This is a genomic window from Kribbella sp. NPDC051770 (assembly GCF_040681455.1).
Lineage (GTDB): Bacteria > Actinomycetota > Actinomycetes > Propionibacteriales > Kribbellaceae > Kribbella.
This window is the reverse complement of record NZ_JBFAYT010000009.1, coordinates 254,169-277,035: the sequence shown is the minus strand read 5'-3', so window position 1 is coordinate 277,035 and position 22,867 is coordinate 254,169. Positions and strand designations below refer to the sequence as shown.

Genomic DNA, 22,867 nt, shown 5'->3' with positions numbered 1-22,867 from the left:
CGACCAGTCTGCTGCCGACTGGTCGGCGGTTCGGCGTCTCAGCGGTAGTACGCCTCCAGCTCGGCGATCGACGTGAACGTCTGCGTCCCGCCGGGCGCCCCGATCACCCGTACGCCGTCGCCCGGCGTCGGGGTGAACCGGAACGTGTAGGCCCGGTTGGTCCCGGCCGCCGAGCTCGTCGGGTACGCCGGGCTCACGGTCTGGCCGGTCACGTCGGTCCACACCCCGTTGCGCCGGACCTGCACCCGGGGAGCCGAGGCGAACCAGCCGCCGTCGCCGAACATCCTGCCGGTGGTGTACACGACCTGGTTGAGGTTGTAGGTACGCGGCCAGGTGACACCCCACCAGCTGAGCGGTTTCCGCTCGTCGTTCCAGTCGTCCTCGTTCTGGGCGCGGTTGCCGTCGGCAAGGATCAGCTGCCCGAAGTGGGTGGCCCGTTCGACCGCGACCGTGCCCGCCTCGCGCGACAGGTTGCGTCCGGCGTCGAGACCGTTGCCCGGCGTCGAGGGCACCGACGGGGTCAGCGACATCCGGCGCAGCGAGAACGTGTACGCCCACCGGTCGTTCATCCCGCCGCCGCACGGGCAGACGTTCGACTGCAGCCACAGGCTGCGGCCGTCGGCGCTGATGTACTTCGACGGGATCGTCGTCGCGTAGCCGCCGTGCTTGGCGTGCGTCCACGGGTAGCCGCCGAAGTCCTTCGGGGTGAACCGCGACCACGGTCCCCACGGCGTCGGCGACTCGTAGAACTCGAAGGTGTACTCCGTCCACGACGTGTAGATGTAGCGGTTGAGCGGCTTGTTGTAGACGACACCGCCCTGGCTGAGCGTGGTCAGGTTCCGCGCGCGTCCCGGCGTACCGACGTTCTGGTAGACGTGCCGGTCGTCATGCAGGACGGCGACCCGTGCGTTGATGTCGGAGGTCCAGCCGCCACCGGCGTAGAACTGCCAGGCGGCCCGGTTCTGCACGCTCGCCGCCGGGACCCGCGCGAGCCAGAGGTCGACCGGGTCCGAGACCCGGTTCGAGAACGAGTCGCGCCAGTTGTTGTCCAGCCCGTAGGCGTAGACGTACCCGTCGGGGCTGTTGACGTTGTCCTTGCCGTAGTCCAGGAAGAAGATCGTGGTGAACTTCGACCCGCCGAACATCGGCGCCGACCGGTCGAAGGTCCAGGTCCGGCCCTTGTCGACCGACTTCGCGATCGTCGCGGCCGGGGCGTCGTCGAAGTCGAACGCGAGGTCCTGGACAGCGAGGTAGAGCACGCCGCCGACGCAGACCATCCCGGTCGGTTTGCGGCTGTGGTTCGCGGTCCAGACCCTGCCGACCTGGTCGCCGAGCGCGAGCTGGGTGCCGGTCAGGCCGCCGGGCATCCCCGCGATCCGGGCGACGCCGATGTCGCTGCCCACGGTCCCGAACCCGACGCCGTCGCCGTACGCCGTGTAGACGTGGTCGTCGTTCGACCAGCAGTTCGGCCACAGGTCGCCGTGGTCACGGTCGTCGCCGACGGCGGGCGCGCCGACGGTCGCGCCGGCGTCGACGTGGACGGTGGAGAAGAAGGTGCTCTCCGGTGGAGCGGCGCTCACGCCGGCCGGCGCGCTCGGCGCGGCCAGGGTCGACAGCAGGACGACGGCAGTCAGGGCCAGGACGGGTTTTCGCACGATGACCTCCGGGGCGGCGGGAGAAATCGATTTCCCAGGTCTGCTCGAACGTAGCCAGCGCCTCCAGGCCGGTCAAGGGCTGCGGTTCTGGTGGAAAGGCCCGTGCGGTGGTGCGTGGTGCCGCCGAGGACGACCTTGCGCAGCGACACGTTGTTCGCCGTACTCAGTTCGTCAGCAGTTCGATCACACGCTCCGGCTGCTCACGCCAGAACAGATGCCCGGCGCCCTCGAACAGCTCGAGCCGCGCGCCCGGGATCAGCTGCGCCAGCCGCTCCCCTTGCGCGGCGTAGATCATCTCGTCGGCGGTCCCGTGGATCACCAGCGCCGGTACGTCGAGCGCCGGCAGCCGGTCGGCCCCGTTGTGCCGCTGCGCCGCCGCCAGTTGCATCCCGACCACCGGCACCGGGACCCGTACGGCGAGCGCGTCCTCCTCGTACGCCGCGAAGTGCGCCGGGTCCGCCGCGAACCCGGCCGAGTGGTTCACCTCGAAGCCGGTGCGCAGCACCGCCTCCTCGCGCCCCGACCGCATCGCCGCCAGCAACCGCCCGGCGCCGGGCGCGATCTCCTCCGGCCGCGAGCCGAGGCCGGCCGACGTGCACCCGAGAGTCAGCCGCCGGACCCGGTCGCGGTGGTTCAGCGCGAGCTCCTGGGCGACCATCCCGCCGAGCGAGATCCCGAACACGTGCGCGGTGTCCCAGCCGGCCTCGTCGAGCACGCGGGCGGCGTCGTCGGCCAGGTCGGCGGTGCTGAACTCGCCGTCGGCGCGGTCGCTGGTGCCGATCCCGCGCTGGTCGAAGGTGAGTACCTCGAAGTGCTCGGCCAAGCCGGACAGGAACGGCTCGCCCCAGATCCGGTGGTGCCCGGCCATCCCCATGATCAGCAGCAGCGGCTCGCCGGCGCCCCGGCGTTCGGCGTACAGGTGCATGAATCAACCCTACGCAGAGTTATCGGGGCTTGTTACTTGACCCCGTAAATTTATCCCACCTAGGCTCGTCCGCACTCGTCCCGCTCCCGCCCTGAGACGGAGGAACCTCCCCATGCCGCTTCCCACCGGCCGAAAACGCCGTGCCGCGATCGTGGTCACCGCAGCTGCCGCCCTGGTGTCGGCCGCCGTGGCGATCGCCCCAGCCGACGCGTCCACGCCCCGCTCGGTCCAGCCGAAGCCGTCGCTGGTCGAACCGGACTCCGCCTTCCAGGGCAAGGCGCCACTCGAAGCGCCGGCCGCCCGGTCCGTCCCGGCCAGGCACCCGCAGGTCGCCGCCAAGCCGTACCTCGGCTGGAGCAGTTGGAGCCTGCAGTCCACCAACTACCCGGGCGTGAACCCGGACGGCCCGGGCAGCTTCATCAGCGAGAAGAACATCCTCGCCCAGGCGCACGCGATGGCGACCAAGCTCAAGCCGTACGGCTACGAGTACATCAACATCGACGCCGGCTGGCAGAACGGCGGCGACGAGTACGGCCGCCCGGTCGCGAACACCGTGCGCTTCCCGCGCGGGATGAAGGCGGTCGGCCAGGACCTCCACAAGCTCGGGCTCAAGTTCGGCATCTACACCGTGGTCGGTCTCGGCTTCGACGTCTACCGCGAGGGCAACACCCCGATCTACAACGCGCCTGGCTGCTTCACCCGCGACATCGTCTACCCCGACCTGCGGACGACGAACGGCTGGGACCAGGCGTACAAGATCAACTACGCGAGCCCGTGCGCGCAGAAGTACGCCGACTCGATCGCGAACCTGTTCGCCGACTGGGGTGTCGACTTCATCAAGATGGACGGCGTCGGCCCCGGCTCCTGGAAGGGCGCGCCGGACGACCCGAACCACAACAACACCGAGGACGTCGAGGCCTGGTGGCGCGCGGTCCAGAACTCCGGCCGCCCGATGATGTACACGCTGTCCTGGTCGCTCAGCCACCGGTACGCCGACACCTGGAAGGCGAACTCGAACGGCTGGCGGATCGACACCGACGTCGAGTGCTACTGCGACACGATCGTGCGCTGGAACGGGTCGCTGGTCGGCCGCTGGTGGGACCTGCCGCAGTAGGTCGACGACGCCGGCCCGGGGCACTGGAACAACCTGGACGCGATCAACGTCGGCAACGGCGAGATGGACGGCATCACCGAGGTCGAGCGGCAGAGCTACCTGACGTTCTGGGCGATGAACGCGGCGCCGCTGTTCATCGGTGACGACCTGACCAAGCTCGACGCGTACGGGTTGAAGCTGCTCACCAACCGCGAGGTGCTTGCGATCAACCAGGCCGGCGTACCGGCCCGGCCGCTGAACCAGGACCAGCTGCAGCAGACCTGGTACGCGAAGAACCCCGACGGCAGCGTCACCGTCGGTCTGTTCAACCTGGCCGACACCGCCGCGACCGTGACCGGCGACTTCGCCCAGCTCGGGCTGTCCGGCAAGGCGTCGGTCCGCGACGTGTGGGCCGCGCGGACCGCGCGCAACGTCTCCGGCAAGGTCAGCGCGACGCTGCCGGCGCACGGGTCGAAGCTGTACAAGATCGTGCCGAACGCTGCTTCGGGTCCGAGCCGCCCGGCTGATCTGACCGCGACCGACGTGAGCCGTACGACGGCCGCGCTGACCTGGCAGCCGAGCAGCGGCGCGTCGGCGTACAAGGTGTTTGCCAACGGCAAGCAGGTCGCGACCAGCTCGTCGCCGTCGGCAACAGTGCAGGGATTGTTGCCGCAGACCTCCTACACCTTCACGGTGAAGGCGGTGCGGGGCAACAAGTCCTCCGAGGCGAGCGCGCCGATCACCTTCTTCACCGCCAAGTCCGGCGGCGGCCCGGTCCGGTACGAGGCGGAGGCCTCGACGAGCACCTTCACCGGCAACGCCGGGGTCGGCGGCTGCACGCTCTGCTCCGGCGGCCAGAAGGTCGGCAACATCGGGTACGACGCGTCGGTGACGCTGAACGGCATCACCGTCCCGGCGACCGGCACGTACCTGGTGAAGATCGCCTACACCGACGGTGACACCAGCCGCCAGAGCATGCTGACCGTCAACGACGCGGACTCGTACTGGGTGAACTACCACGGCCTCGGCGACAACGACTGGGGAACACCGCAGGTCACCTACCTGCCGGTGAAGCTCAGCGCCGGCACCAACACCCTCAAGATCAGCAACCCGAACGGCTACATCGCCGACATCGACTGGATCACCGTCTAGTCCGTCCGGGGGACCGGCCTTCCGCAGGCCGGTCCCCCGTTCTTTACTGGCTCCATGAGCTATCCCGAGCCGATGGTCCCGACCGCACCCGTTCCCGTCCCGCGCCGGATCCGCGCGCTGCATGCCGGCGAGGTGGTGCTGGACACGCAGAACGCGGTCTACGTCTGGGAGATCCCGCCGTACCCGCAGTACTACGTACCGGCCGGCGACGTCGCGGACGGCGTACTGACTGACACCGGCGAGACGCGGACCTTCCACCACGGCGAGGCACGCGTGATGCGCGCGGGGACCGGCACCGCCTGGCAGCACGACGAGGGCGAGCTCGCCGGCCTCGTGCGTTTCGAGTGGGACGCCGTCGACTCCTGGTTCGAGGAGGACGAGGAGGTCTTCGTCCACCCGCGCAACCCGTACGCCCGGGTCGACGCGATCAAGTCCGGCCGGCGCGTCCAGGTCGCGCTCGACGGCGTCGTCCTGGCCGACTCCAGCTCGACCGTCATCGTCTTCGAGACCGGCCTGCCGCCGCGCTACTACTTCCCGCGGACCGCCGTGGCCTTCGAGCACCTCGAGCCCACCGGCACCAGCACGTCCTGCCCGTACAAGGGGCACACCAGCCAGTACTGGTCCGTCCGCACCGACCAGCTGTACGACGACCTGGCGTGGTCGTACAACTTCCCGACCGCTCCCCTGCTCGCGGTCGCCAACCACATCGCGTTCTTCAACGAGAAGGTGGACCTCACCATCGACGGCGTACCGCACGAGCGACCGGTGACACCCTTCTCCTGACCCCGCCCAGTGAACAGTTGTTCACCGAATGCATTCGCGACCAATGGAATTCACCGGGACGACGGGGAGAATCCATCTGTTCATGGTGCGTTCGCACGCCGCCGGGATTGCTATGGAGCGGTTCGAGCAATCTCATTGATGGGGGCAGGACCGAGTATGAAGTTCTCCGGAAACCGTCGGATCGTGGCGGCGGGTGCCGTGGCCGCGCTGGTGGTGGGCGTCCCGGCGCTCGCGACCGCGGCGGACCAGCACCAGGACAACACCAAGGCGGCGTCGAAGGCGATCGTCGGCGGGAAGGCGCGCAACGTCATCCTGCTGATCGGCGACGGGATGGGCGACAGCGAGATCACCATCGCCCGCAACTACCAGGTCGGCGCGGCCGGCCGGCTGTCGATGGACAAGCTGCCGCTGACCGGCGCCTACACGACGTACGCCGTCCAGAAGAACAACCCGAAGCTGCCGGACTACGTGACCGACTCGGCCGCGTCCGGGACCGGCTGGGCGACCGGCACCAAGACCTACAACGGCGCGATCTCGGTCGACCCGAAGGGCAAGCCGCTGCCGACGATCCTGGAGCTGGCCAAGAAGGCCGGCTACCGCACCGGTGACGTCACCACCGCGGAGCTGCAGGACGCCACGCCGGCCGTGCTCGGCTCGCACGTGGTCAGCCGCGACTGCAAGGGTCCGCAGTCGATGACCGCGTGCCCGGCCAACGCCAAGGAGAACAAGGGCGCTGGGTCGATCGCGGAGCAGCTGGTGCAGACCAAGCCCGACGTCCTGCTGGGCGGCGGCAAGCAGTACTTCGACCAGACCGTGCAGGGCGGCAAGTACAAGACGCTGACCGTGCTGCAGCAGGCCCAGGTCTCCGGCTACCACATCGTCACCGACCTGGCCGGGCTGACCAAGGCCCCGGCGAACAAGCCGATCCTCGGCGCCTTCGCCCCGAACAACATGGACCTGGAGTGGACCGGCCCGCAGCCGACCCCGAACGGGACCCCGGCCGCGACCTGCGCCGTGAACACCGCCCGCGACGCCAAGCAGCCGCACCTGGTCGACATGGCCAAGAAGGCGATCTCGGTCCTGGACAAGCAGACCCAGGACAGCAAGAAGGGCTTCTTCCTGCAGATCGAGGGCGCCTCGATCGACAAGCAGGACCACGCTGCCAACCCGTGCGGCCAGGTCGGTGAGACCGTCGCCTTCGACAAGGCGGTCGACGAGGCCCTGAAGTACCAGAAGGACCACCCGGACACGCTGGTCGTCGTCACCGCCGACCACGCGCACACCAGCCAGATCGTCGAGGCCGGCACCAAGACCACCGGCGCCACCGCGACGCTGCGCACCCACGACGGCGCGGACATGACGATCTCCTACGCGACCGCTCCGCTGGGCACGGACCAGCAGCACACCGGCACCGAGGTGCGGATCGCCGCCGGCGGCCCGCAGGCCGCCAACGTGCTGGGGGTCACCAACCAGACCGACCTGTTCTACACGATGCGGCGCGCACTCGGCGTCAGCTGAATTTTGTCGAAGGGGCACACCTCGCTTCGAGGTGTGCCCCTTTCGGTTCAGATCGCCGAGGTCGCGCCGCCGTCCATCGGCACGACCGCGCCGGTCACGTAGCTGGCCAGCGGCGATGCCAGGAACACCGCCACGTTCGCGATCTCGGCCGGCTCGCCCGCTCGCCCGAGCGGGATGCCGGCCACCATCTCGGCCAGCAGCTCCTCGCGCGGCCGCCCCGAGTCGCGGACCGCGGCGTCCAGCCGGTCGTCGATCCGGCCGGTCCGGGTCAGGCCCGGGTTGATGACGTTCACCCGGACGCCGCGTCCGGCGTACGCCTTCGCGTAGCCGACCGACGCGAGCATCAGCGCCGCGTTCGCCGCGCCGCCACCGATGTGCAGCGGGCTCGCCTGCCGGCCGCCCTGGCCGACGACGTTCACGACCACGCCGCTGCCGCGCTCGGCCATCCCGCGGATCACCGCCTCGGTCGCGTGCATGTAGGTGAAGTACTTCGCCTCCATCGCCGAGTGCAGCGACGCGCTGCTCAACTCGGCGACCGGCACCTGCCGGGCCGCGCCCGCGCAGTTCACCAGGACGTCCGGTACGCCGATCCGCGCGAACAGCGCGTCGGTCGCGTCGGCGTCGGTGAGGTCGACCGCCTCCACGGCGTACTCGAGGCCCTTCGTCTTCAGCTCGGCCTGCGCCTTCGCGAGGTTCGCCGGGTCGCGGGAGATCCCGGTGACCCGGGCGCCCTCGCGGGCCAGCGCCTCCGCGCAGGCCAGTCCGATCCCCTTGCTGGCTCCGGTGACGACGGCCGTCTTTCCCGACAACTGAAGATCCATCGACTTCTCTCCCGCGCTCGACTCGTCCCTATCCTAGTTTCCCGGTCTCCGCTGCTTGGTAAGGGAGGGGTGACGAGGAGAGGACCCGCGATGAGAATCACCGCAGTCGAGACGGTTCGGCCGGCGATCCAGCCGAACCTGGTGTTCGTGCTGCTGCACACCGACGACGGGCGGACCGGGCTCGGCGAGGCGTTCTTCGGCGGCCGGACGGTCGAGGCGTACCTGCACGAGTCGGCGGCCGAGGTGCTGCTGACGGCGGCCGAGGTGCTGCTGACGGCGGCCGACCCGACGCCGGAGTCGATGGCGCGGGCGCTCGCGTCGTACACGGGGTTCGCCGGGGCCGGGGTCGAGACCCGCGGGAACGGCGCGGTCGACCTCGCGCTGTGGGATCTGGTCGGGCAGGAGGCCGGGCTGCCGCTGGTGCGGCTGTTCGGCGGGCCGGTCGCCGAGTCGTTGCCGACGTACAACACGTGTGCGGGACCGGGCTACATCAGTACGAGTACGCGGCAACGATCGGACAACTGGGGTGTCCCGGCAACGACCCCGGACCGCTGGGACGACCTCGACGCCTTCCTCAACCGTCCGGCCGCGCTGGCCCGCGACCTCTGGGACGAGGGCATCACCGGGATGAAGGTCTGGCCGTTCGACCGCGCGGCCGAGGCGACCGGTGGGACCGACATCTCGCCGGCCGAGCTGAGCCGCGGGCTGGCGGTGATCGAGGCGATCCGGGCCGAGGTCGGGTTCGACCTGAAGCTGATGGTCGAGCTGCACGGGCTGTGGAACCGGCGTGGGGCGACGACGATCCTGCAGGCGCTGACCGAGTACCGGCCGTACTGGGTCGAGGACCCGATGCGGCCCGACGCCGTCGATGGTTTGGCCGCCTTGAGGCGCGATGTCGACGTGCCGATCGCGACCGGTGAGACGCTGGTCGGGCGGCGTGGATTCCTTCCGCTGCTGGAACGCGGTGCGGTCGACGTCGTCACCGTTGACGTGCAGTGGACCGGCGGGCTGACCGAGGCGCGCAAGGTCGCCGCGCTCGCCGACACGTACGGCGTACCGGTGGCTCCGCACGACTGCACCGGGCCGGCGACGCTGGCGGCGTGCGTACACCTGACCCAGTCAGCGCCGAACGGGCTGATCCAGGAGACCGTCCGCGCCTTCCTGCGGACCTGGTACGCCGAACTGGTCGACGGTCTGCCGCCGATCCTCGACGGGCGGATCGCGGCGACCGATGCCCCCGGCCACGGTGTCCGGCTGAAGGCCGAGATCGCCGCCGAGCGCCGGGTCTCGAAGCTGCCTTAGGCAACGATTTCGCCACTACTCCGGGCGTTCTGAGCCCAGGGCAACAAATCGAGGGTCGTCGGGCCTTGAACGGCTGGGTACTATGAGTAACGAGATCGACACTCTTTGTTTCGACGCCTGATGCTCTTGCACCGACGCCGGAGGGACCCGTGCCGACCATGTCAACTTCCCATTCACCGCCTTCGCGCGAGCCTGCTGTCGAACAGGTTTCGTGGAGGTCCATCGTCCGTCATGACCTACCGGCCTCGCTGGTGGTCTTCCTGATCGCGATCCCGTTGTCACTCGGGATCGCCGCAGCTTCCGGGGCGCCGCTGATCGCGGGCCTCGTCGCCGCCGTCGTCGGCGGCGTGGTCGCCGGCGCGCTTGGCGGCTCTCCTCTTCAGGTCAGCGGCCCGGCCGCCGGCCTCACCGTTGTCGTCGCCGGACTGGTCAGCCAGTTCGGCTGGGCCGCGACCGCCGCCATCACCTGCGCGGCCGGCCTGCTGCAGATCCTGCTCGGTGTCACCCGCATCGGCCGGCTCGCACTGTCGCTGTCCCCCGCGGTCGTGCACGGCATGCTCGCGGGCATCGGCATCACGATCGCCGTCCAGCAGCTCCACGTCGTTCTCGGTGGACAGGCGCAGAGCTCGCTGATCGCCAACCTGGCCGGGCTTCCCGGGCAGCTGGTCGCGCACCACCCGGGCTCTGTCCTGGTCGGGGTGCTGACCGTCGTGATCCTGCTCGCCTGGCCACGGATCCCGAAGGTGAAAGTCGTTCCGGCGCCGCTGGTCGCGGTGGTGTTCGTGACCGCGCTGGCCGCCTGGTTCATGGTCGACGTCACCCGCGTCGACCTCCCGGACAACCCGCTGCAGGAGCTGATCCTGCCCGCGATACCGTCCGGCAGCGCGCTCGACATCGGGACGGCGGTGCTCACCGTCGCGCTGGTCGCCAGCGTCGAGTCACTGCTCTCAGCCGTTGCCGTGGACAAGCTTCACCGCGGCAAACGGAGCAACCTGGACCGTGAGCTGATCGGCCAGGGCGCCGCCAACGCGGTCTCCGGCGCGCTCGGTGGGATGCCGGTCACCGGCGTCATCGTGCGCAGTACGGCCAACGTCACAGCCGGGGCGAAGACCCGCGCCTCGGCGATCATGCACGGCCTGTGGATCGCGGTCTTCGTGCTCGCGGCCGGTGCCATGCTGGAGCTCATCCCGATGGCCGCTCTCGCGGGCGTGCTGCTCGTCACCGGGCTCCGGCTGGTCCAGCTCGCGCACATCCGCACCCTGCGACGGCACGACGAACTGCTCGTGTACGTCGTGACCGCGGCCGGTGTCGCCGCGCTCGGCCTGGCCGAGGGCGTGCTCGCCGGGCTGGTGCTCGCGCTCGGGCGCGTGCTCTACCGGTTGGCGAAGGCAACGGTCACGGCGACCGAGGAGGGCGGCGTCTGGACGGTCCGGATCCAGGGCACGTTGGTGTTCCTCGGGGTCGCTTCGCTGGTCCGGACGTTGCGGACGATTCCGGTCGGTGCGGCGGTCCGCGTGAAGCTCCAGGTCGACCACCTGGACCACGCGGCGTACGAGGCGATCGAGGACTGGCGCCGCGGTCACCTCGCGCGCGGCGGGACGGTCGAGCTCAACCGGGCCGCGTTCCGGGCCGCCCTGCAGGGTGAAGCCAAGCGCTGGTTGCCGTGGCAGCACGGGCAGATCGTGCCCGCGCCCGACCAGCGGGCGTCGATGCTGGACGGCATCCGCGAGTTCGAGGAGTCGGCTGATTTGATCCGGCCGATGATGGCGCGGCTAGCCGCCGACGGGCAGAAACCGACGCAGCTGTTCATCACCTGCGCGGACTCCCGGATCGTGCCGAACCTGATCACCACCTCGGGCCCCGGCGAACAGTTCTGCGTCCGGAACGTGGGCAACCTGGTCCCGCCGTACGGCTCGAACAGCAACTCGGTCGACGCCGCTGTCGAGTACGCCGTCGACGTCCTCGGCGTCAGCTCGATCGTCGTCTGCGGCCACTCCCACTGCGGCGCCGCCGGCGCCGCCCTGGACACGGTCGACGACGACGGCTCCGGCCTCCGCACCTGGCTCCGCCACCTGGAGCCATCAGTACGCCGGGCGGTGGCCCTCCCCGACATCGTCGACCCAGCCACCGGCCTCAAACTCGCACCAGCTGACAAGCTCTCGGTCGCGAACGTCGCAGTCCAACTGGAAAACCTCCGAAGCTTCGCCTGCGTCCGCAAAGCCGAAGAAGCCGGCCGCCTCGAACTGGTAGGCCTCTGGTTCGACATCAGCGCCACAGCAGCCCGCCTGGTCGTCGACCAACCCCCGTACCTGATCCGCGCCGACGAACAACTGGCCACCGCCAGCACCCCCGCCGACGCCGACCTCTAGCTAGGCCCCGGTGGGTGCGAAACCCGCACCCACCGGCTGCCTTCAGACGTACACCCGCCGGGAAGCGACCAGCACACCAGCGTCGAATGCATCCGCCCGAAGCAACTGTCCCGGCGTCACGTCCAGGATCTCGATCGCGATCGGCGCACCGGCCAGGTCCTCCGAGCTGATCGGGCGGTCGTCCAAGTACAGGTCGACTCGGTCGATCCCGTCGACGTCCAACCCGACGGTCAGCGTCGTGCCCGTCATCGACGTCGTCACGTCGAGCCGCCGCTGCGGCATCCCCGCGAGAATCGCCCCGGCCGCATCGAGCAGATCCGTGTTGCCTGACAGCAGATCCGCCCGCGTCATCCGGTGGATCGCGTGCGGTCGTACGCCGACGTCCTCCACCGGCGTCCCCGACAACTCCCCCACCCGCAGCGTTCGCCGGATCGCCACCCGCAGGTTCGCGCCGTTCGGCAGGGCCACGTACGGCGACGTCGGGTCAGCCGGCGGCGGCTCGTTCAGCAGCGTCGCCAGCAAACCGTGCGTCCACACGTTCGCCCCACCGGCGCCCGTGTTGTCGTCGACCCCGAGGATCGTCCCGATCTCGTGATCCGCGAACCCCGCCGCGAAGATGTCGGTCGCCGAGTAGCACCGCGCGTCCGTCACGAGCACCACCGGCCCGTAGTACGTCTGCCCGAGCTCGTTCGCGCCGGCCTCCGGTGTGATCGGCTTCGCCGCCGAGAACGCGGCGCCGGTCTCGGTCGCCAGGTCGAGCGAGTCGAACCACGGACCGAGGTCGATCCCGGCCGGGTTGTCCTTGTGCCGCCGGCAGATCCGCAGGTTCAGCGGCGAGCTGATGAACTGCACCGGCTCCGGCGTGATCCGCCGCGGCGTCATCGTCTGCAGCGTGAACTCGCTCGCGTAGATGTGCCCACCACCGTTGTCCCGTACGTCGACGATCAGCCCCTCCTGCGGCAGCGCCGCCGCGAGCCGCACGAACTCGTCCCGGAACCCCACCGGATCGGTCACGCTGAACGTGAAGATCCGCAGATGCCCGAACGTCCCGTGCGCTGTCGTCACCGCCCGCGCCCGGAACACCCCCGGCATCGTCGTCGGCAGATCCGCGGCCCCCACCGCGACCGGCGCCGCGACAGCGCTCGCGCTCGCCTCGCGTTCGAGATCGACCACCTCCCGCACGTACAGGCTCTTCTTCGCTCGGCTCTTCTCGTCCGAGTCGAGGTCGAGCCCCAGCGACGCCGAGGTTTCGCTGATCGCGTCGAGGTCGGTCATCGGCGGCAGGTTGGTCGTCACCTTCCACTGCTCGCGCAACTCCTGCGACGACCCGTCCAGCCCGGTGTAGCTGAGCGTCACCCAGTCCTCGTCCGGCGGCGCCTGGATCACCAGCGGCCGCAGCGTCAGCGACTCCAGCCCGCGCGCGAGGTTCGCCGCCTCGTTGCTGCCGGCGAAGATCGCACCGTTCAGCGCGGCGGCGCGCGCGATCGGCGTACCGTTCCAGTGCGTCACCTCGGCACCGGGCCCGAACTGCGGCGCGGAGTACCCGGTGACGGTCCGGGTGATCAGGTAGTGCTCGCCGTCGGTGTCGAAGCACTTCTCGATCATGAACGGCAGGTACGCGACCTTCCCGGCGAACGGCGCGGGCAGCAGGTAGTTGGTGTGCAGGTCGCGGACCGAGTGGAACACGCTCGACATCGACCGGTGGAAGATCCACTCGGCCTCCATCGTCGCGTCGGTCTGGCGTTCCATCCGGGCCCGCAGCACGCGCAGCCGCTGCAGCGGGTTGACGGCGTGCATCGCGGCCTTCAGCGGCAGGTGCACGTAGTTCTCGCCGAGCAGCAGCAGCGACTGGTCGACGAGCAGCTTGCGCTGGGCCAGCGTCAGCGAACCAGCTCCGGCCAGGAACTGCGGCAGCGGTACGGCGGCCGCCTGCTGGTCCTGCCGGGTGGCGCGACTTCCCTTGCGGGCAACGGTTTTCCTGGCGGCGGTCTTCTTGGTGACGGTCTTGCGCGGTTCGGTCATGACATCCCCCAACAGGCGGCTCCCTCCCCGGACGCCGCGATCTGTCCACCGTCCGCCGGTGGTACCGCTGTGTCAACGGCTGGGTGCACCGCGAGTCGGTGCGGTGCGGCGGTTGACCACCCACCTGTCAGGATGTCCCGGTGATCGAGGTTTGGGACAACATCACGTCCGTGCAGGCCGACCCGCCGCTCGAGGTCGTGATCGGCACCGGCGTCGTGGCGCTGCTGCTGATCGCGTGGCGCCCGATCTGGCGGCACACGCGCCAGGTGGTGACGATCGCGCACGAGGGTGCGCACGGGCTGATCGCGCTGCTCGTCGGTCGCAAGCTCGCCGGGATCCGGCTGCACTCGGACACGTCCGGCGTCACCGTCTCGCGCGGCAAGCCCGACGGCGCCGGCATGGCCGCGGTGCTGCTCGTCGGCTATCCCGGTCCCGCGTTGTTCGGGCTCGCGGCCGCGTTCGTGCTCAGCCGCGGGTACGCCGTGGGTCTGCTCTGGGGGCTGCTGCTCGCGCTGCTGATCCTCCTGCTGCAGATCCGGAACCTGTTCGGGCTCTGGTCGGTGCTCGCCTTCGGCGCGGTGGTGTTCGGGGTGTCGTGGTGGGGCTCGGAGCAGGTGCAGTCGGCGTTCGCCTACCTGCTCACCTGGTTCCTGCTGCTCGCGGCGCCGCGCGCTGTGCTCGAGCTGCAGCGTTCGCGCCGGCACGGCGCCGGGCGCAACTCCGACGCCGACCAACTCCGCAGGATCACCGGGGTACCGGCGATCCTGTGGGTCGGCGTCTTCGGCCTGATCACGCTGGCCTGCCTGGCCCTGGGTGTGCTCTGGTCGGACGTCCTGCCGACCTGAGCACACCCCGACCACATGGTCCATGACCTCTCCGACCGAGCAGGATGCCGAGGGCGCGGTCCGGCGCCCAGCGCCTAGCTGCTGCAGCGCCGGCTCTGACTTGGGCGGTGTCGGGCCGCCTGACTATGGGAGTGCTTAGCCGCGGCCGCCGGTGATCGGGCGGTCGCGCTGCTGCACGCCCGGTACGCCGTACGGATAGTCCGCCGCGCCCGGGTCACTCGCCTCGTCCAGCTGTGCGGTCTCCTCGGCCGTCAGGTGCAGGTCCGCGGCGGCCAGGTTGTCGTTCAGCTGCTCGAGCGTGCGCGCGCCGAGGATCACCGACGTGATCGCCGGCCGGTCCACCAGCCACGCCAGCGCGACCTGCGCCATCGAGATCCCGCGGGCCTCGGCGATCGCCCGGACCGCGTCGACCACCGCGCGGACCCGCTCGTTCTTGCTCCGCCGCGCCCACGCCTCGACGCCACGCTCCGGGTTCTCCCCCAGCCGCGTCGAACCGGTCGGCGCCTCCTCGAACGAGTACTTCCCGGTCAGCCAGCCGCCACCCAGCGGCGACCACGGCAGCAGCCCGAGCCCGTTCTCCTGCGCGGCCGGCACGATCTCCCACTCGATCTCGCGGACCAGCAAGTTGTACTGCGGCTGCAGCGTGACCAGCGGCGACCAGCCCTGCCGGTCGATCAGGTCGCACGCCTTCTGCAGCTGCCAGCCGGTGAAGTTCGAGAGGCCGCCGTACCCGATCTTGCCGGCCCGGACGGCGTCCTCCAGGAAGCTGAGCGTCTCCTGCAGCGGGGTGATCGGGTCCCACGCGTGCAGCTGGTAGAGGTCGACGTGGTCGACGCCGAGCCGCTGCAGCGACGCGTCGAGCGCACGCCGCAGGTGCCGGCGCGACGTACCGACGTCGTTCTGCCCGTCGCCGGTCGGGAAGCGGCCCTTGGTGGCCAGGACGACGTTGTCGCGGGCGGAGCTCTTGGCCAGCCAGCTCCCGACGATCTGCTCCGACACGCCCGCGGAGTACACGTCGGCGGTGTCGATCAGCGTGCCGCCGGCCTCGACGTAGGTGTCGAGCTGCTGGTGCGCGCCGGCCTCGTCGGTCTCGTGCCCGAACGTCATGGTGCCGAGCGCGTACGTCGAGACGACGGTGCCGCTCGCACCGAGGGTGCGGTATTCCACAGCTGCTCCTTCTGGTCTAGTACCGCTCACAGTAGAACGTTTCGGTCCGGACGTGCGCAGCAGTGTCCACAGGCCGGAGTACGGTGGCGGAAGTCCGCGCGGCGAAGGGAAAAGATGAACATCAGCGCACTTCTGGTCGACGCGTTCGGCCGGATCCAGGAGGTCGTCCACGACACCGTCGAGGGGCTGAGCGACGACGCGTTGAGCACCCGTCCGGCCGACTCGGCGAACTCGATCGCCTGGCTGGTCTGGCACCTGACCCGCATCCAGGACGACCACCTGGCCGACGCCGGCGGCTACGAGCAGGTGCTGACGGCCGACGGCTGGCACGACCGCCTCGGCCTCCCGTTCGACCCGGCCGACACCGGCTACGGCCACACCCCTGACGACGTCGCCGCCGTCAAGCTGTCGGCCGAGCTGCTGACCGGGTACTACGACGCCGTGCACGCCAGCACGGTCCAGTACCTCGAGTCGCTGACCGACGACGACCTGGAGCGCGTCGTCGACAAGCGCTGGAACCCGCCGGTCACGCTGGGCGTCCGGCTGAACAGCGTCCTGTCCGACGACCTCCAGCACGCCGGCCAGGCGGCGTACGTGCGTGGTCTGGGCGTGTCTGGTAATTCCGCGCCGTAGCGAGCAGGTGCCCGGTGCGGTAGCTCGGCGTGCGGGAGACGAGGGTGCGATGCGAAGCATCGTGCGCTTGGCTCCCGTGCGGCGAGATGCCGTGCCGGGTGCCGCGCAGTAGGCGGGGAATTGCCAGACACGCCCTACTCGGCTGACTTCCACAGCGTTGCACCGGCGACCAGGTAGAGCGTGCGACCGACCAGCCGCGCGTCCGTGACCTCTCCGGTCGGTCCGGCGGCGGTCTGAACCGTCCAGTTGTCGTCGCCGCCCCGGAGCACCTTCACCTGATTGCCGTCAGCAACGACCTGGACGACGGTGTCACCGTCGAGCACCGGCGGCGGCAGCGGCGTCTTGTCACCGACCGCGATATCGGGCACGCCCTTCAGCCTCCGCGCACTGTCCGGCCGAGTCGGGTCGAGCTGCCACAGCGCCAGCTTCCCGTCCACCCACCCGGCAACAGTGCACAGCTGCTCCCCGCACGACACCCGTACGCCGTGACTCCGCGCCCCCACCTCCGGCAGCGCGAAGCTCGACCACCCGTCGTTCAGCCGCCGCGACACCCACACCGCGGCCTCCTGCTGGACGACGTCCTTCGCGAGCCGCACCTGCGAACCCGTCTGCACGATGGACTCCTTGAAGGCTGTCGCATCGCCAGGACCGACCAGCAACGACGGCTGGCTCCGCAGCACGGTCCCGGTCGAGTCCTGCCGGGTCCACCTCTCCCCCTGCGGCAGCCACACCGCGGCATCGAGTCCGGAGGTCTTGCTCGCCCAGGCGCCGAGCAGTGCTTGGCCGGTCGGAGTCACCACCGCTGAGTAGACCCGGCCCGCGTCAGGTCCACCGAAGGTGGTGAAGACCTGCGGCAGCTCCTTCAGCGCGGTGGTGTCGCCGGTCCAGACGGTCCAGCGCACGTTGGAGTGCGCACCGCCCGCAGCACCGCCCAGCGCGAGGACCCGGCGGCCGTCGTACGCGATGGACTTCCAGATCGCGTGGAACGAGTACGGGCTGCTCGGCGACGGCGACAGCTTGACCTCGCGCTGCTTGTCGCCATCGACCAGCAGCAGTCGCGGGACCACCTTGGCGTTGCGGTCGCGCAGTCCGACCAGCAACTGGTCTCCACTGCTTGCCAGCGCGACCGCCTCGGCCGGTAGCTTCACCTGCTCCCAGGGGACCGCTGCTGCCGGCTTGTCCTCGCTGCACGCAGTTGCCAAGAGCAGCAGGGCAGCAACCAGCAGGAGCGCTCTGCGCATCAGCGGTTCTGCGGCAGCTTGGTGGTGCGCTTGCGGGCGCCGCGTGGGTTCGACGGCGGCGGTACGACGGGACCGATGTCGCCGTCGGGCGCGACGTCCAGGTCGATGATCACCGGCGCGTGGTCGCTCGGCCCGGTGCCCTTGCGCGCCTTCCGGTCGACCCAGGCCGCCTTCACCCGCTCGGCCACCGGGTCGGAGGCGAGCATCAGGTCGATTCGCATCCCCAGGTCCTGGTGGAACATGCCGGCCCGGTAGTCCCAGTAGCTGAAGACGCGCTCGGTCGGCCACCGGTCCCGGACCACGTCGTGCAGCCCGGTCGCCAGCAGCGCGGCCAGCGCCTCCCGCTCCGGCACCGTGACGTGCGTCGACCCGACGTACGCCGCCGGGTCGAAGACGTCGGCGTCGGCCGGAGCGATGTTCATGTCACCGCAGACGATCTGCTCGGCCGGACCGGCCGCGACCACGTCCCGGAGGGCCTTCAGCCAGGCCAGCTTGTAGACGTAGTGGTCCGAGTCGGGCTCGCGCCCGTTCGGTACGTACAAGGAGTGGATGCGGATCCCGCCGCAGGTCGCCGCGACCGCACGGGCCTCCGGGTTCGGGAAGCCCGGCGCACCGGCGACACCGGTCACCACGTCCTCGAGACCGACCTTGGACAGCAGGGCGACACCGTTCCACTGCACCTCGCCGTACAGGGCGGTCTCGTAGCCGCGCGCGGATAGCTCCGCGCCGAGCAGGCTGGTGAAGGCGTCGTCGGCCAGCTTCGTCTCCTGCAGGCAGACGACGTCCGGCTCCCGCTCGTCCAGCCAGTCGAGCAGCCGCGGCATCCGCTGCTTCACCGAGTTCACGTTCCAGGTAGCTACTCGCACGGGCCTACGGTAGCCCCGCTCAGTTCCTCTCGGAGTCCTCTTCGGCCGGCAGCTCGAACTCAGCGAGACCGAACCAGAACGCCGCCGCCAGCTCGATCTGGTCGAGCAGCTCGATCGACTCCTCCACGTACTGCACCGGCTCCTCCTCTCGTCCGCGGTTGAGCATACTCGGTATGACTTTGAGTTGGGTATGCTTTTGTCATGGAAGGTCGCCGGGAGCGGAAGAAGGCAGCACTGCGGCAGCACATCTCCGACGTCGCGACCGGGCTGTTCGTCGCGCGCGGCTTCGACCAGGTGTCGGTGTCGGAGATCGCGGAGGCGGCCGACGTCGCGCGGCCGACGGTGTTCGCGCACTTCCCGCGCAAGGAGGACCTGCTCTTCGACCAGTACCCGGAGACCGAGGCCGAGTTCGTCGGCGCGGTGCTCGACCGGGCCGACGGGATCAGCGCGGTCCGGGCGATCGCCGACCGGGCGCTCTTCCTGGCGTCGCAGGAGTCGCCGCCGTTCCTGGTCCGGCTGCGGCAGGAGCCGTTCTTCCGGCTGGTCGCGGAGTCGCGCGCGCTGCAGGCCCGCGCGCGGGAGATGGCCGAGCAGCTCGAGGACGCGGTCGCGATGGCGATGGAGGCGACCGGCGTCCGGCAGCCGCGGCTGGTCGCGGCGCTGACCGCGGCGGCGTACCGGACGGCGCATCTGCAGTCCGTACGGCGAGTGCTCGCCGGGCACGACCCGGTCGACCACGTCTTCCGGGTGCAGGCCGCGCTGCGCGTCGTCGAGCAGGCTGTGGACAACGACCCGGCCTTCGTCGGCTGATCCTGGACAATGAACGGGTGGCCAGAATCCCGGGACTCGTGCTGACCGATCACACCTTCACCGTGCCGCTCGACCACACGCGGCCGGACGGTCCGGCGATCGAGGTGTTCGCGCGCGAGGCGGTCGCGCCGACGAAGGTCGACGACGACCTGCCCTGGCTGGTCTTCCTGCAGGGCGGTCCCGGTTCGGCGTCGCCGCGGCCGACGAGCGGGAGCGGCTGGCTGGAGCGCGCGACACGGGAGTTCCGGGTGCTGCTGCTCGACCAGCGCGGGACCGGCCGCAGTACGCCGGTCACCCGGCGGACCGCCGCGTCGATGAGCGGCGCGGAGCTGGCGGCGTACCTGAAGAACTTCCGGGCGGACTCGATCGTCGCGGACGCGGAGTTCATCCGCGGGCAGCTGAGTCCGGGCAAGCCGTGGTCGACGCTCGGGCAGTCGTACGGCGGGTTCATCACGCTGACCTACCTGTCGAAGGCGCCGGAGGGTTTGAAGGCCTGCTACGTGACCGGCGGGCTGGCCGGGCTGGATGCGACGGCCGATGACGTGTACCGGCGGACGTATCCGCGGGCCAAGGCGAAGACGTTGCGGTACTACCGGTTGTTCCCGGAGGACGTGGCGAAGGTGTGGCGGATCGCTGATCACCTGCTCGGTTCGGATGTCCGGTTGCCCAACGGGGATCGGTTGACGGTCGAGCGGTTTCAGACACTCGGCTTCGGGCTCGGGATGAGCGAGTCGGCGGAGTCGCTGCACTGGTTGATCGACGAGGCATGGGACGGCGACGAGCTGTCGGATGCGTTCCTGCACGGCGTGCTGGCGCGGACCGATCACACACTGAACCCGTTGTTCGTGGTGCTGCACGAGTCGCTGTACGGGCAGGACAAGCGCCCGACGGACTGGGCTGCTGCGCGGGTGATGCCTGATGAGTTCGCCGCGTCGGCGGAGCCGTTCCTGTTCACCGGCGAGATGATCTATCCGTGGATGGTCGAGGACCTGGCTGGACTGCGCCCGTACGCCGAAGCCGCGCACTTGCTGGCCGCTGCGACTGATTGGACGGCGCTGTACGACGCCGAGCGTCTCGCGTCCAACCAGGTGCCGGTCGCGGCGGCGATCTACCACGACGACATGTACGTGGACGCGTCACTGTCGCTGGAGACGGCGGCGCGGGTGGGCAACCTGACGACCTGGATCACCAACGAGTACGAGCACGACGGCGCCCGAGCGTCGGGCGGCGCGGTGCTCGACCGGTTGATCAAGCTGGCCAACGATCTGCCGCCGGCCTGACAACCGCCTCTACGTCGACGGCGAGCTCAGAACGCTGCCTCGATCCAGGCCCTGACGGCAGCGACCGTACGGCGGGCGTCGAACACCCAGCTCTCCGCCGGCCCCACGCGTCCAACCACGCCGGCGCCGGCGGCGACGGCTTGCTGGGCGAGGTCCGCCACCGAGTGCCCGGCGACGTACGGCAACGCACCGTAGAACGTGTCGAGAGTTGTGTACTCCCGCCAGACGTCGCCCTCCGCAGTACGCACGGGCATCCGGTAGCTGTGGTACCGCTTCCCGCGCACCTCCGCGATCGCCTCCGCGTGATGGCACAGCGTCAGCGTCTTCAGCGGCGCGCCGAGCATCAGCACCTTGCCGCCGGCGGCCGTGAGCCGACCGAGCACCCCGTCACGACCCCACGGATCCTCGACCGCGGGACCGGCGTACGCCAGCAGTCCTCCCGCCTGCGCGCCGAGCGCCGCGAAGCTCACCTCTGGATGCGCACTCCGCAGCGCCCCCGGCCACGTGCGCAGCCGCTCCGGGAACCGCCCGAAATCCCTCCTGGCCGACGACACCTCCGGCGCGAACCCCGGCAGTTCGTCGTACGCGCTCTGCCAACGCCGCGGCCAGAACGCGACGTGGTACGGACTGTCGTCCCACCCGCAGAACGCGACCAGCGTTCCCTCCGCACCCACCACATCCACCAGTGCCCGCACCACGGTGTCGATCCCCCCGACAACCCACCCGAGCGCCGACAACCGCACGTGCACCATCAGCACATCGCCCGCCACCACCCCCAACCCGGCGACCCCGCGAGCGATCACCCCGCGCGTCACCGGCGCGAACTCGGTGTCCTCCAGCAACTCAGCCCCAGAAAACGCCATCTCCCGAGCATCCACCGCCCGCCACCACAGCGCACCCGGTTTGCATGATCATGCATAACCCTGCATACTTATTCCTATGTCCAAGGTGATCTCCTCTCTCCCCGTCGGCGAACGCGTCGGCATCGCCTTCTCCGGAGGGCTCGACACGTCGGTCGCGGTCGCCTGGATGCGCGACAAGGGCGCCGTCCCCTGCACGTACACCGCCGACATCGGCCAGTACGACGAGCCCGACATCGCCTCGGTCCCGGGCCGCGCGCACGCGTACGGCGCCGAGATCGCCCGCCTGGTCGACTGCCGGGCGGCGCTGGTCGAGGAGGGCCTGGCCGCGCTGACCTGCGGCGCGTTCCACATCCGCTCCGGCGGCCGGTCGTACTTCAACACCACCCCGCTGGGCCGCGCCGTCACCGGCACGCTGCTGGTCCGGGCGATGCTCGAGGACAACGTCCAGATCTGGGGCGACGGCTCGACGTACAAGGGCAACGACATCGAGCGGTTCTACCGCTACGGCCTGCTCGCGAACCCGAACCTGCGGATCTACAAGCCGTGGCTCGACCCGGCGTTCGTCACCGAGCTCGGCGGCCGCAAGGAGATGAGCGAGTGGCTGCTCGCCCACGACCTGCCGTACCGCGACAGCACCGAGAAGGCCTACTCCACCGACGCCAACATCTGGGGCGCGACCCACGAGGCGAAGACGCTGGAGCACCTGGACACCGGGATCGAGACCGTGCAGCCGATCATGGGCGTCGCGTTCTGGGACCCCGAGGTCGAGATCGCGGCCGAGGACGTCACGATCGGTTTCGAGCAGGGCCGGCCGGTGACGATCAACGGCAAGGAGTTCGGCTCCGCGGTCGACCTGGTGATGGAGGCCAACGCGATCGGCGGCCGGCACGGCCTCGGCATGTCCGACCAGATCGAGAACCGGATCATCGAGGCGAAGTCCCGCGGCATCTACGAGGCGCCGGGCATGGCGCTGCTGCACGCGGCGTACGAGCGGCTGGTGAACGCGATCCACAACGAGGACACCGTCGCGGCGTACCACAACGACGGGCGGCGGCTCGGCCGGCTGATGTACGAGGGCCGCTGGCTCGACCCGCAGTCGCTGATGCTGCGGGAGTCCCTGCAGCGCTGGGTCGGCGCCGCGATCACCGGCGAGGTGACGCTGCGGCTGCGGCGCGGTGAGGACTACTCGATCCTCGACACCACCGGCCCGGCGTTCAGCTACCACCCGGACAAGTTGTCGATGGAGCGCACCGAGGACTCCGCGTTCGGCCCGCTGGACCGGATCGGCCAGCTGACCATGCGGAACCTGGACATCGCCGACTCGCGCGCCAAGCTCGAGCAGTACGCCGGGCTGGGCATGATCGGTACGGCGCACGCGGAGCTGATCGGGACCACGACGCCGCAGCTGATCGGCGAGATGCCGGAGGGCGGCGCCGACCTGATCGCTTCGCGCGGGCAGGTCGACCCCGACGACGAGCTGCTCGACCGGGCGGCGATGGAGTCGGGCACCGACTGATTCATG

General features: G+C 70.0%; 18 protein-coding genes and 1 pseudogene. 11 read left to right on the top strand and 8 right to left on the bottom strand.

From position 1 onward, the window contains the following. Positions 1-38: 38 nt before the first annotated feature. Together AB0M01_RS28585 and AB0M01_RS28580 are read right to left on the bottom strand one after the other, a co-directional pair. Positions 39-1,655, bottom strand: coding sequence for a DUF4185 domain-containing protein (locus tag AB0M01_RS28585; RefSeq protein ID WP_363674828.1), 1,617 nt, complete (start codon positions 1,653-1,655; stop codon positions 39-41). Positions 1,656-1,818: 163 nt separating this feature from the next. After that, positions 1,819-2,580: an alpha/beta fold hydrolase gene (locus tag AB0M01_RS28580; RefSeq protein WP_363674826.1), complete on the bottom strand. Its 762-nt coding sequence runs from the start codon at positions 2,578-2,580 to the stop codon at positions 1,819-1,821. A 112-nt stretch (positions 2,581-2,692) separates the two neighbouring features. Between AB0M01_RS28580 and AB0M01_RS28575 the strand changes: the two are divergent. The 4 genes and pseudogenes from AB0M01_RS28575 to phoA all read left to right on the top strand — a co-directional run. After that, positions 2,693-3,895: pseudogene (locus tag AB0M01_RS28575) on the top strand (glycoside hydrolase family 27 protein); the annotation flags it as partial. Beyond that, complete coding sequence (locus AB0M01_RS28570; RefSeq protein WP_363674985.1) at positions 3,890-4,825, top strand: fibronectin type III domain-containing protein; 936 nt, start codon at positions 3,890-3,892, stop codon at positions 4,823-4,825. The pseudogene AB0M01_RS28575 and the gene AB0M01_RS28570, both read left to right, overlap by 6 nt. A 54-nt stretch (positions 4,826-4,879) precedes the next feature. Continuing rightward, positions 4,880-5,608 carry a DUF427 domain-containing protein gene (locus AB0M01_RS28565; RefSeq protein ID WP_363674824.1) on the top strand — a complete coding sequence of 243 codons (729 nt, stop codon included), beginning with the start codon at positions 4,880-4,882 and terminating at the stop codon, positions 5,606-5,608. Between the two features lie 156 nt (positions 5,609-5,764). After that, positions 5,765-7,126: an alkaline phosphatase gene (gene phoA / locus AB0M01_RS28560; RefSeq protein ID WP_363674822.1), complete on the top strand. Its 1,362-nt coding sequence runs from the start codon at positions 5,765-5,767 to the stop codon at positions 7,124-7,126. A gap of 47 nt (positions 7,127-7,173) precedes the next feature. Here phoA and AB0M01_RS28555 read toward each other — a convergent pair whose 3' ends face one another. Next, on the bottom strand, positions 7,174-7,947 hold the full coding sequence (locus AB0M01_RS28555) for an SDR family oxidoreductase (RefSeq protein WP_363674820.1): 774 nt from the start codon (positions 7,945-7,947) through the stop codon (positions 7,174-7,176). Between the two features lie 90 nt (positions 7,948-8,037). On the opposite strand from AB0M01_RS28555, the gene AB0M01_RS28550 reads away from it, so the two are divergent. Together AB0M01_RS28550 and AB0M01_RS28545 are read left to right on the top strand one after the other, a co-directional pair. Continuing rightward, a complete protein-coding gene (locus AB0M01_RS28550) occupies positions 8,038-9,249 on the top strand; it encodes a mandelate racemase/muconate lactonizing enzyme family protein (protein WP_363674818.1) in 1,212 nt (403 codons plus the stop codon). Positions 9,250-9,407: 158 nt separating this feature from the next. Continuing rightward, positions 9,408-11,618 carry a SulP family inorganic anion transporter gene (locus tag AB0M01_RS28545; RefSeq protein ID WP_363674816.1) on the top strand — a complete coding sequence of 737 codons (2,211 nt, stop codon included), beginning with the start codon at positions 9,408-9,410 and terminating at the stop codon, positions 11,616-11,618. A gap of 42 nt (positions 11,619-11,660) precedes the next feature. Here AB0M01_RS28545 and AB0M01_RS28540 read toward each other — a convergent pair whose 3' ends face one another. Then, the gene (locus AB0M01_RS28540) at positions 11,661-13,640 is read right to left on the bottom strand and encodes a S41 family peptidase (RefSeq protein ID WP_363674814.1); all 1,980 of its coding nucleotides are present in this window, start codon (positions 13,638-13,640) and stop codon (positions 11,661-11,663) included. 140 nt (positions 13,641-13,780) lie between these two features. On the opposite strand from AB0M01_RS28540, the gene AB0M01_RS28535 reads away from it, so the two are divergent. Beyond that, positions 13,781-14,485 (top strand): M50 family metallopeptidase, encoded by a 705-nt coding sequence (locus tag AB0M01_RS28535; RefSeq protein ID WP_363674812.1) that lies wholly within the window; start codon positions 13,781-13,783, stop codon positions 14,483-14,485. A gap of 135 nt (positions 14,486-14,620) precedes the next feature. Here AB0M01_RS28535 and AB0M01_RS28530 read toward each other — a convergent pair whose 3' ends face one another. Further along, positions 14,621-15,652 (bottom strand): aldo/keto reductase, encoded by a 1,032-nt coding sequence (locus tag AB0M01_RS28530; protein WP_363674810.1) that lies wholly within the window; start codon positions 15,650-15,652, stop codon positions 14,621-14,623. 114 nt (positions 15,653-15,766) lie between these two features. On the opposite strand from AB0M01_RS28530, the gene AB0M01_RS28525 reads away from it, so the two are divergent. Next, positions 15,767-16,285 (top strand): DinB family protein, encoded by a 519-nt coding sequence (locus AB0M01_RS28525; protein WP_363674808.1) that lies wholly within the window; start codon positions 15,767-15,769, stop codon positions 16,283-16,285. Between the two features lie 134 nt (positions 16,286-16,419). On the opposite strand, the gene AB0M01_RS28520 is transcribed toward AB0M01_RS28525, so the two are convergent. Further along, entirely contained in the window at positions 16,420-17,526 is a 1,107-nt protein-coding gene (locus AB0M01_RS28520; protein ID WP_363674806.1) for a hypothetical protein, read from the bottom strand. Next, entirely contained in the window at positions 17,526-18,392 is an 867-nt protein-coding gene (locus AB0M01_RS28515; protein WP_363674804.1) for an exodeoxyribonuclease III, read from the bottom strand. The genes AB0M01_RS28520 and AB0M01_RS28515 overlap by 1 nt, the downstream gene beginning before the upstream one ends. Positions 18,393-18,593: 201 nt before the next feature. Between AB0M01_RS28515 and AB0M01_RS28510 the strand changes: the two genes are divergently transcribed. After that, complete coding sequence (locus AB0M01_RS28510) at positions 18,594-19,202, top strand: helix-turn-helix domain-containing protein (protein WP_363674802.1); 609 nt, start codon at positions 18,594-18,596, stop codon at positions 19,200-19,202. Between the two features lie 17 nt (positions 19,203-19,219). Further along, on the top strand, positions 19,220-20,482 hold the full coding sequence (locus AB0M01_RS28505) for an alpha/beta fold hydrolase (RefSeq protein WP_363674800.1): 1,263 nt from the start codon (positions 19,220-19,222) through the stop codon (positions 20,480-20,482). Between the two features lie 26 nt (positions 20,483-20,508). Here the strand turns inward: AB0M01_RS28505 and aac(3) are convergent, their stop codons facing one another. After that, a complete protein-coding gene (aac(3), locus tag AB0M01_RS28500) occupies positions 20,509-21,345 on the bottom strand; it encodes an aminoglycoside 3-N-acetyltransferase (RefSeq protein WP_363674798.1) in 837 nt (278 codons plus the stop codon). A gap of 76 nt (positions 21,346-21,421) precedes the next feature. Here aac(3) and argG point away from each other — a divergent pair, with 76 nt between their 5' ends. Next, positions 21,422-22,861: an argininosuccinate synthase gene (argG, locus tag AB0M01_RS28495; protein ID WP_363674796.1), complete on the top strand. Its 1,440-nt coding sequence runs from the start codon at positions 21,422-21,424 to the stop codon at positions 22,859-22,861. Positions 22,862-22,867: the final 6 nt, after the last annotated feature.

What these genes read in the sequence shown, in the direction of transcription:
- AB0M01_RS28580 (WP_363674826.1), bottom strand. Translation starts at nt 2,580, where the DNA reads ATGCACCTGTACGCCGAACGCCGGGGCGCCGGCGAGCCGCTGCTGCTG.
- AB0M01_RS28565 (WP_363674824.1), top strand. Translation starts at nt 4,880, where the DNA reads ATGAGCTATCCCGAGCCGATGGTCCCGACCGCACCCGTTCCCGTCCCG.
- phoA (WP_363674822.1), top strand. Translation starts at nt 5,765, where the DNA reads ATGAAGTTCTCCGGAAACCGTCGGATCGTGGCGGCGGGTGCCGTGGCC.
- AB0M01_RS28555 (WP_363674820.1), bottom strand. Translation starts at nt 7,947, where the DNA reads ATGGATCTTCAGTTGTCGGGAAAGACGGCCGTCGTCACCGGAGCCAGC.
- AB0M01_RS28550 (WP_363674818.1), top strand. Translation starts at nt 8,038, where the DNA reads ATGAGAATCACCGCAGTCGAGACGGTTCGGCCGGCGATCCAGCCGAAC.
- AB0M01_RS28545 (WP_363674816.1), top strand. Translation starts at nt 9,408, where the DNA reads ATGTCAACTTCCCATTCACCGCCTTCGCGCGAGCCTGCTGTCGAACAG.
- AB0M01_RS28540 (WP_363674814.1), bottom strand. Translation starts at nt 13,640, where the DNA reads ATGACCGAACCGCGCAAGACCGTCACCAAGAAGACCGCCGCCAGGAAA.
- AB0M01_RS28525 (WP_363674808.1), top strand. Translation starts at nt 15,767, where the DNA reads ATGAACATCAGCGCACTTCTGGTCGACGCGTTCGGCCGGATCCAGGAG.
- AB0M01_RS28520 (WP_363674806.1), bottom strand. Translation starts at nt 17,526, where the DNA reads ATGCGCAGAGCGCTCCTGCTGGTTGCTGCCCTGCTGCTCTTGGCAACT.
- AB0M01_RS28510 (WP_363674802.1), top strand. Translation starts at nt 18,594, where the DNA reads ATGGAAGGTCGCCGGGAGCGGAAGAAGGCAGCACTGCGGCAGCACATC.
- argG (WP_363674796.1), top strand. Translation starts at nt 21,422, where the DNA reads ATGTCCAAGGTGATCTCCTCTCTCCCCGTCGGCGAACGCGTCGGCATC.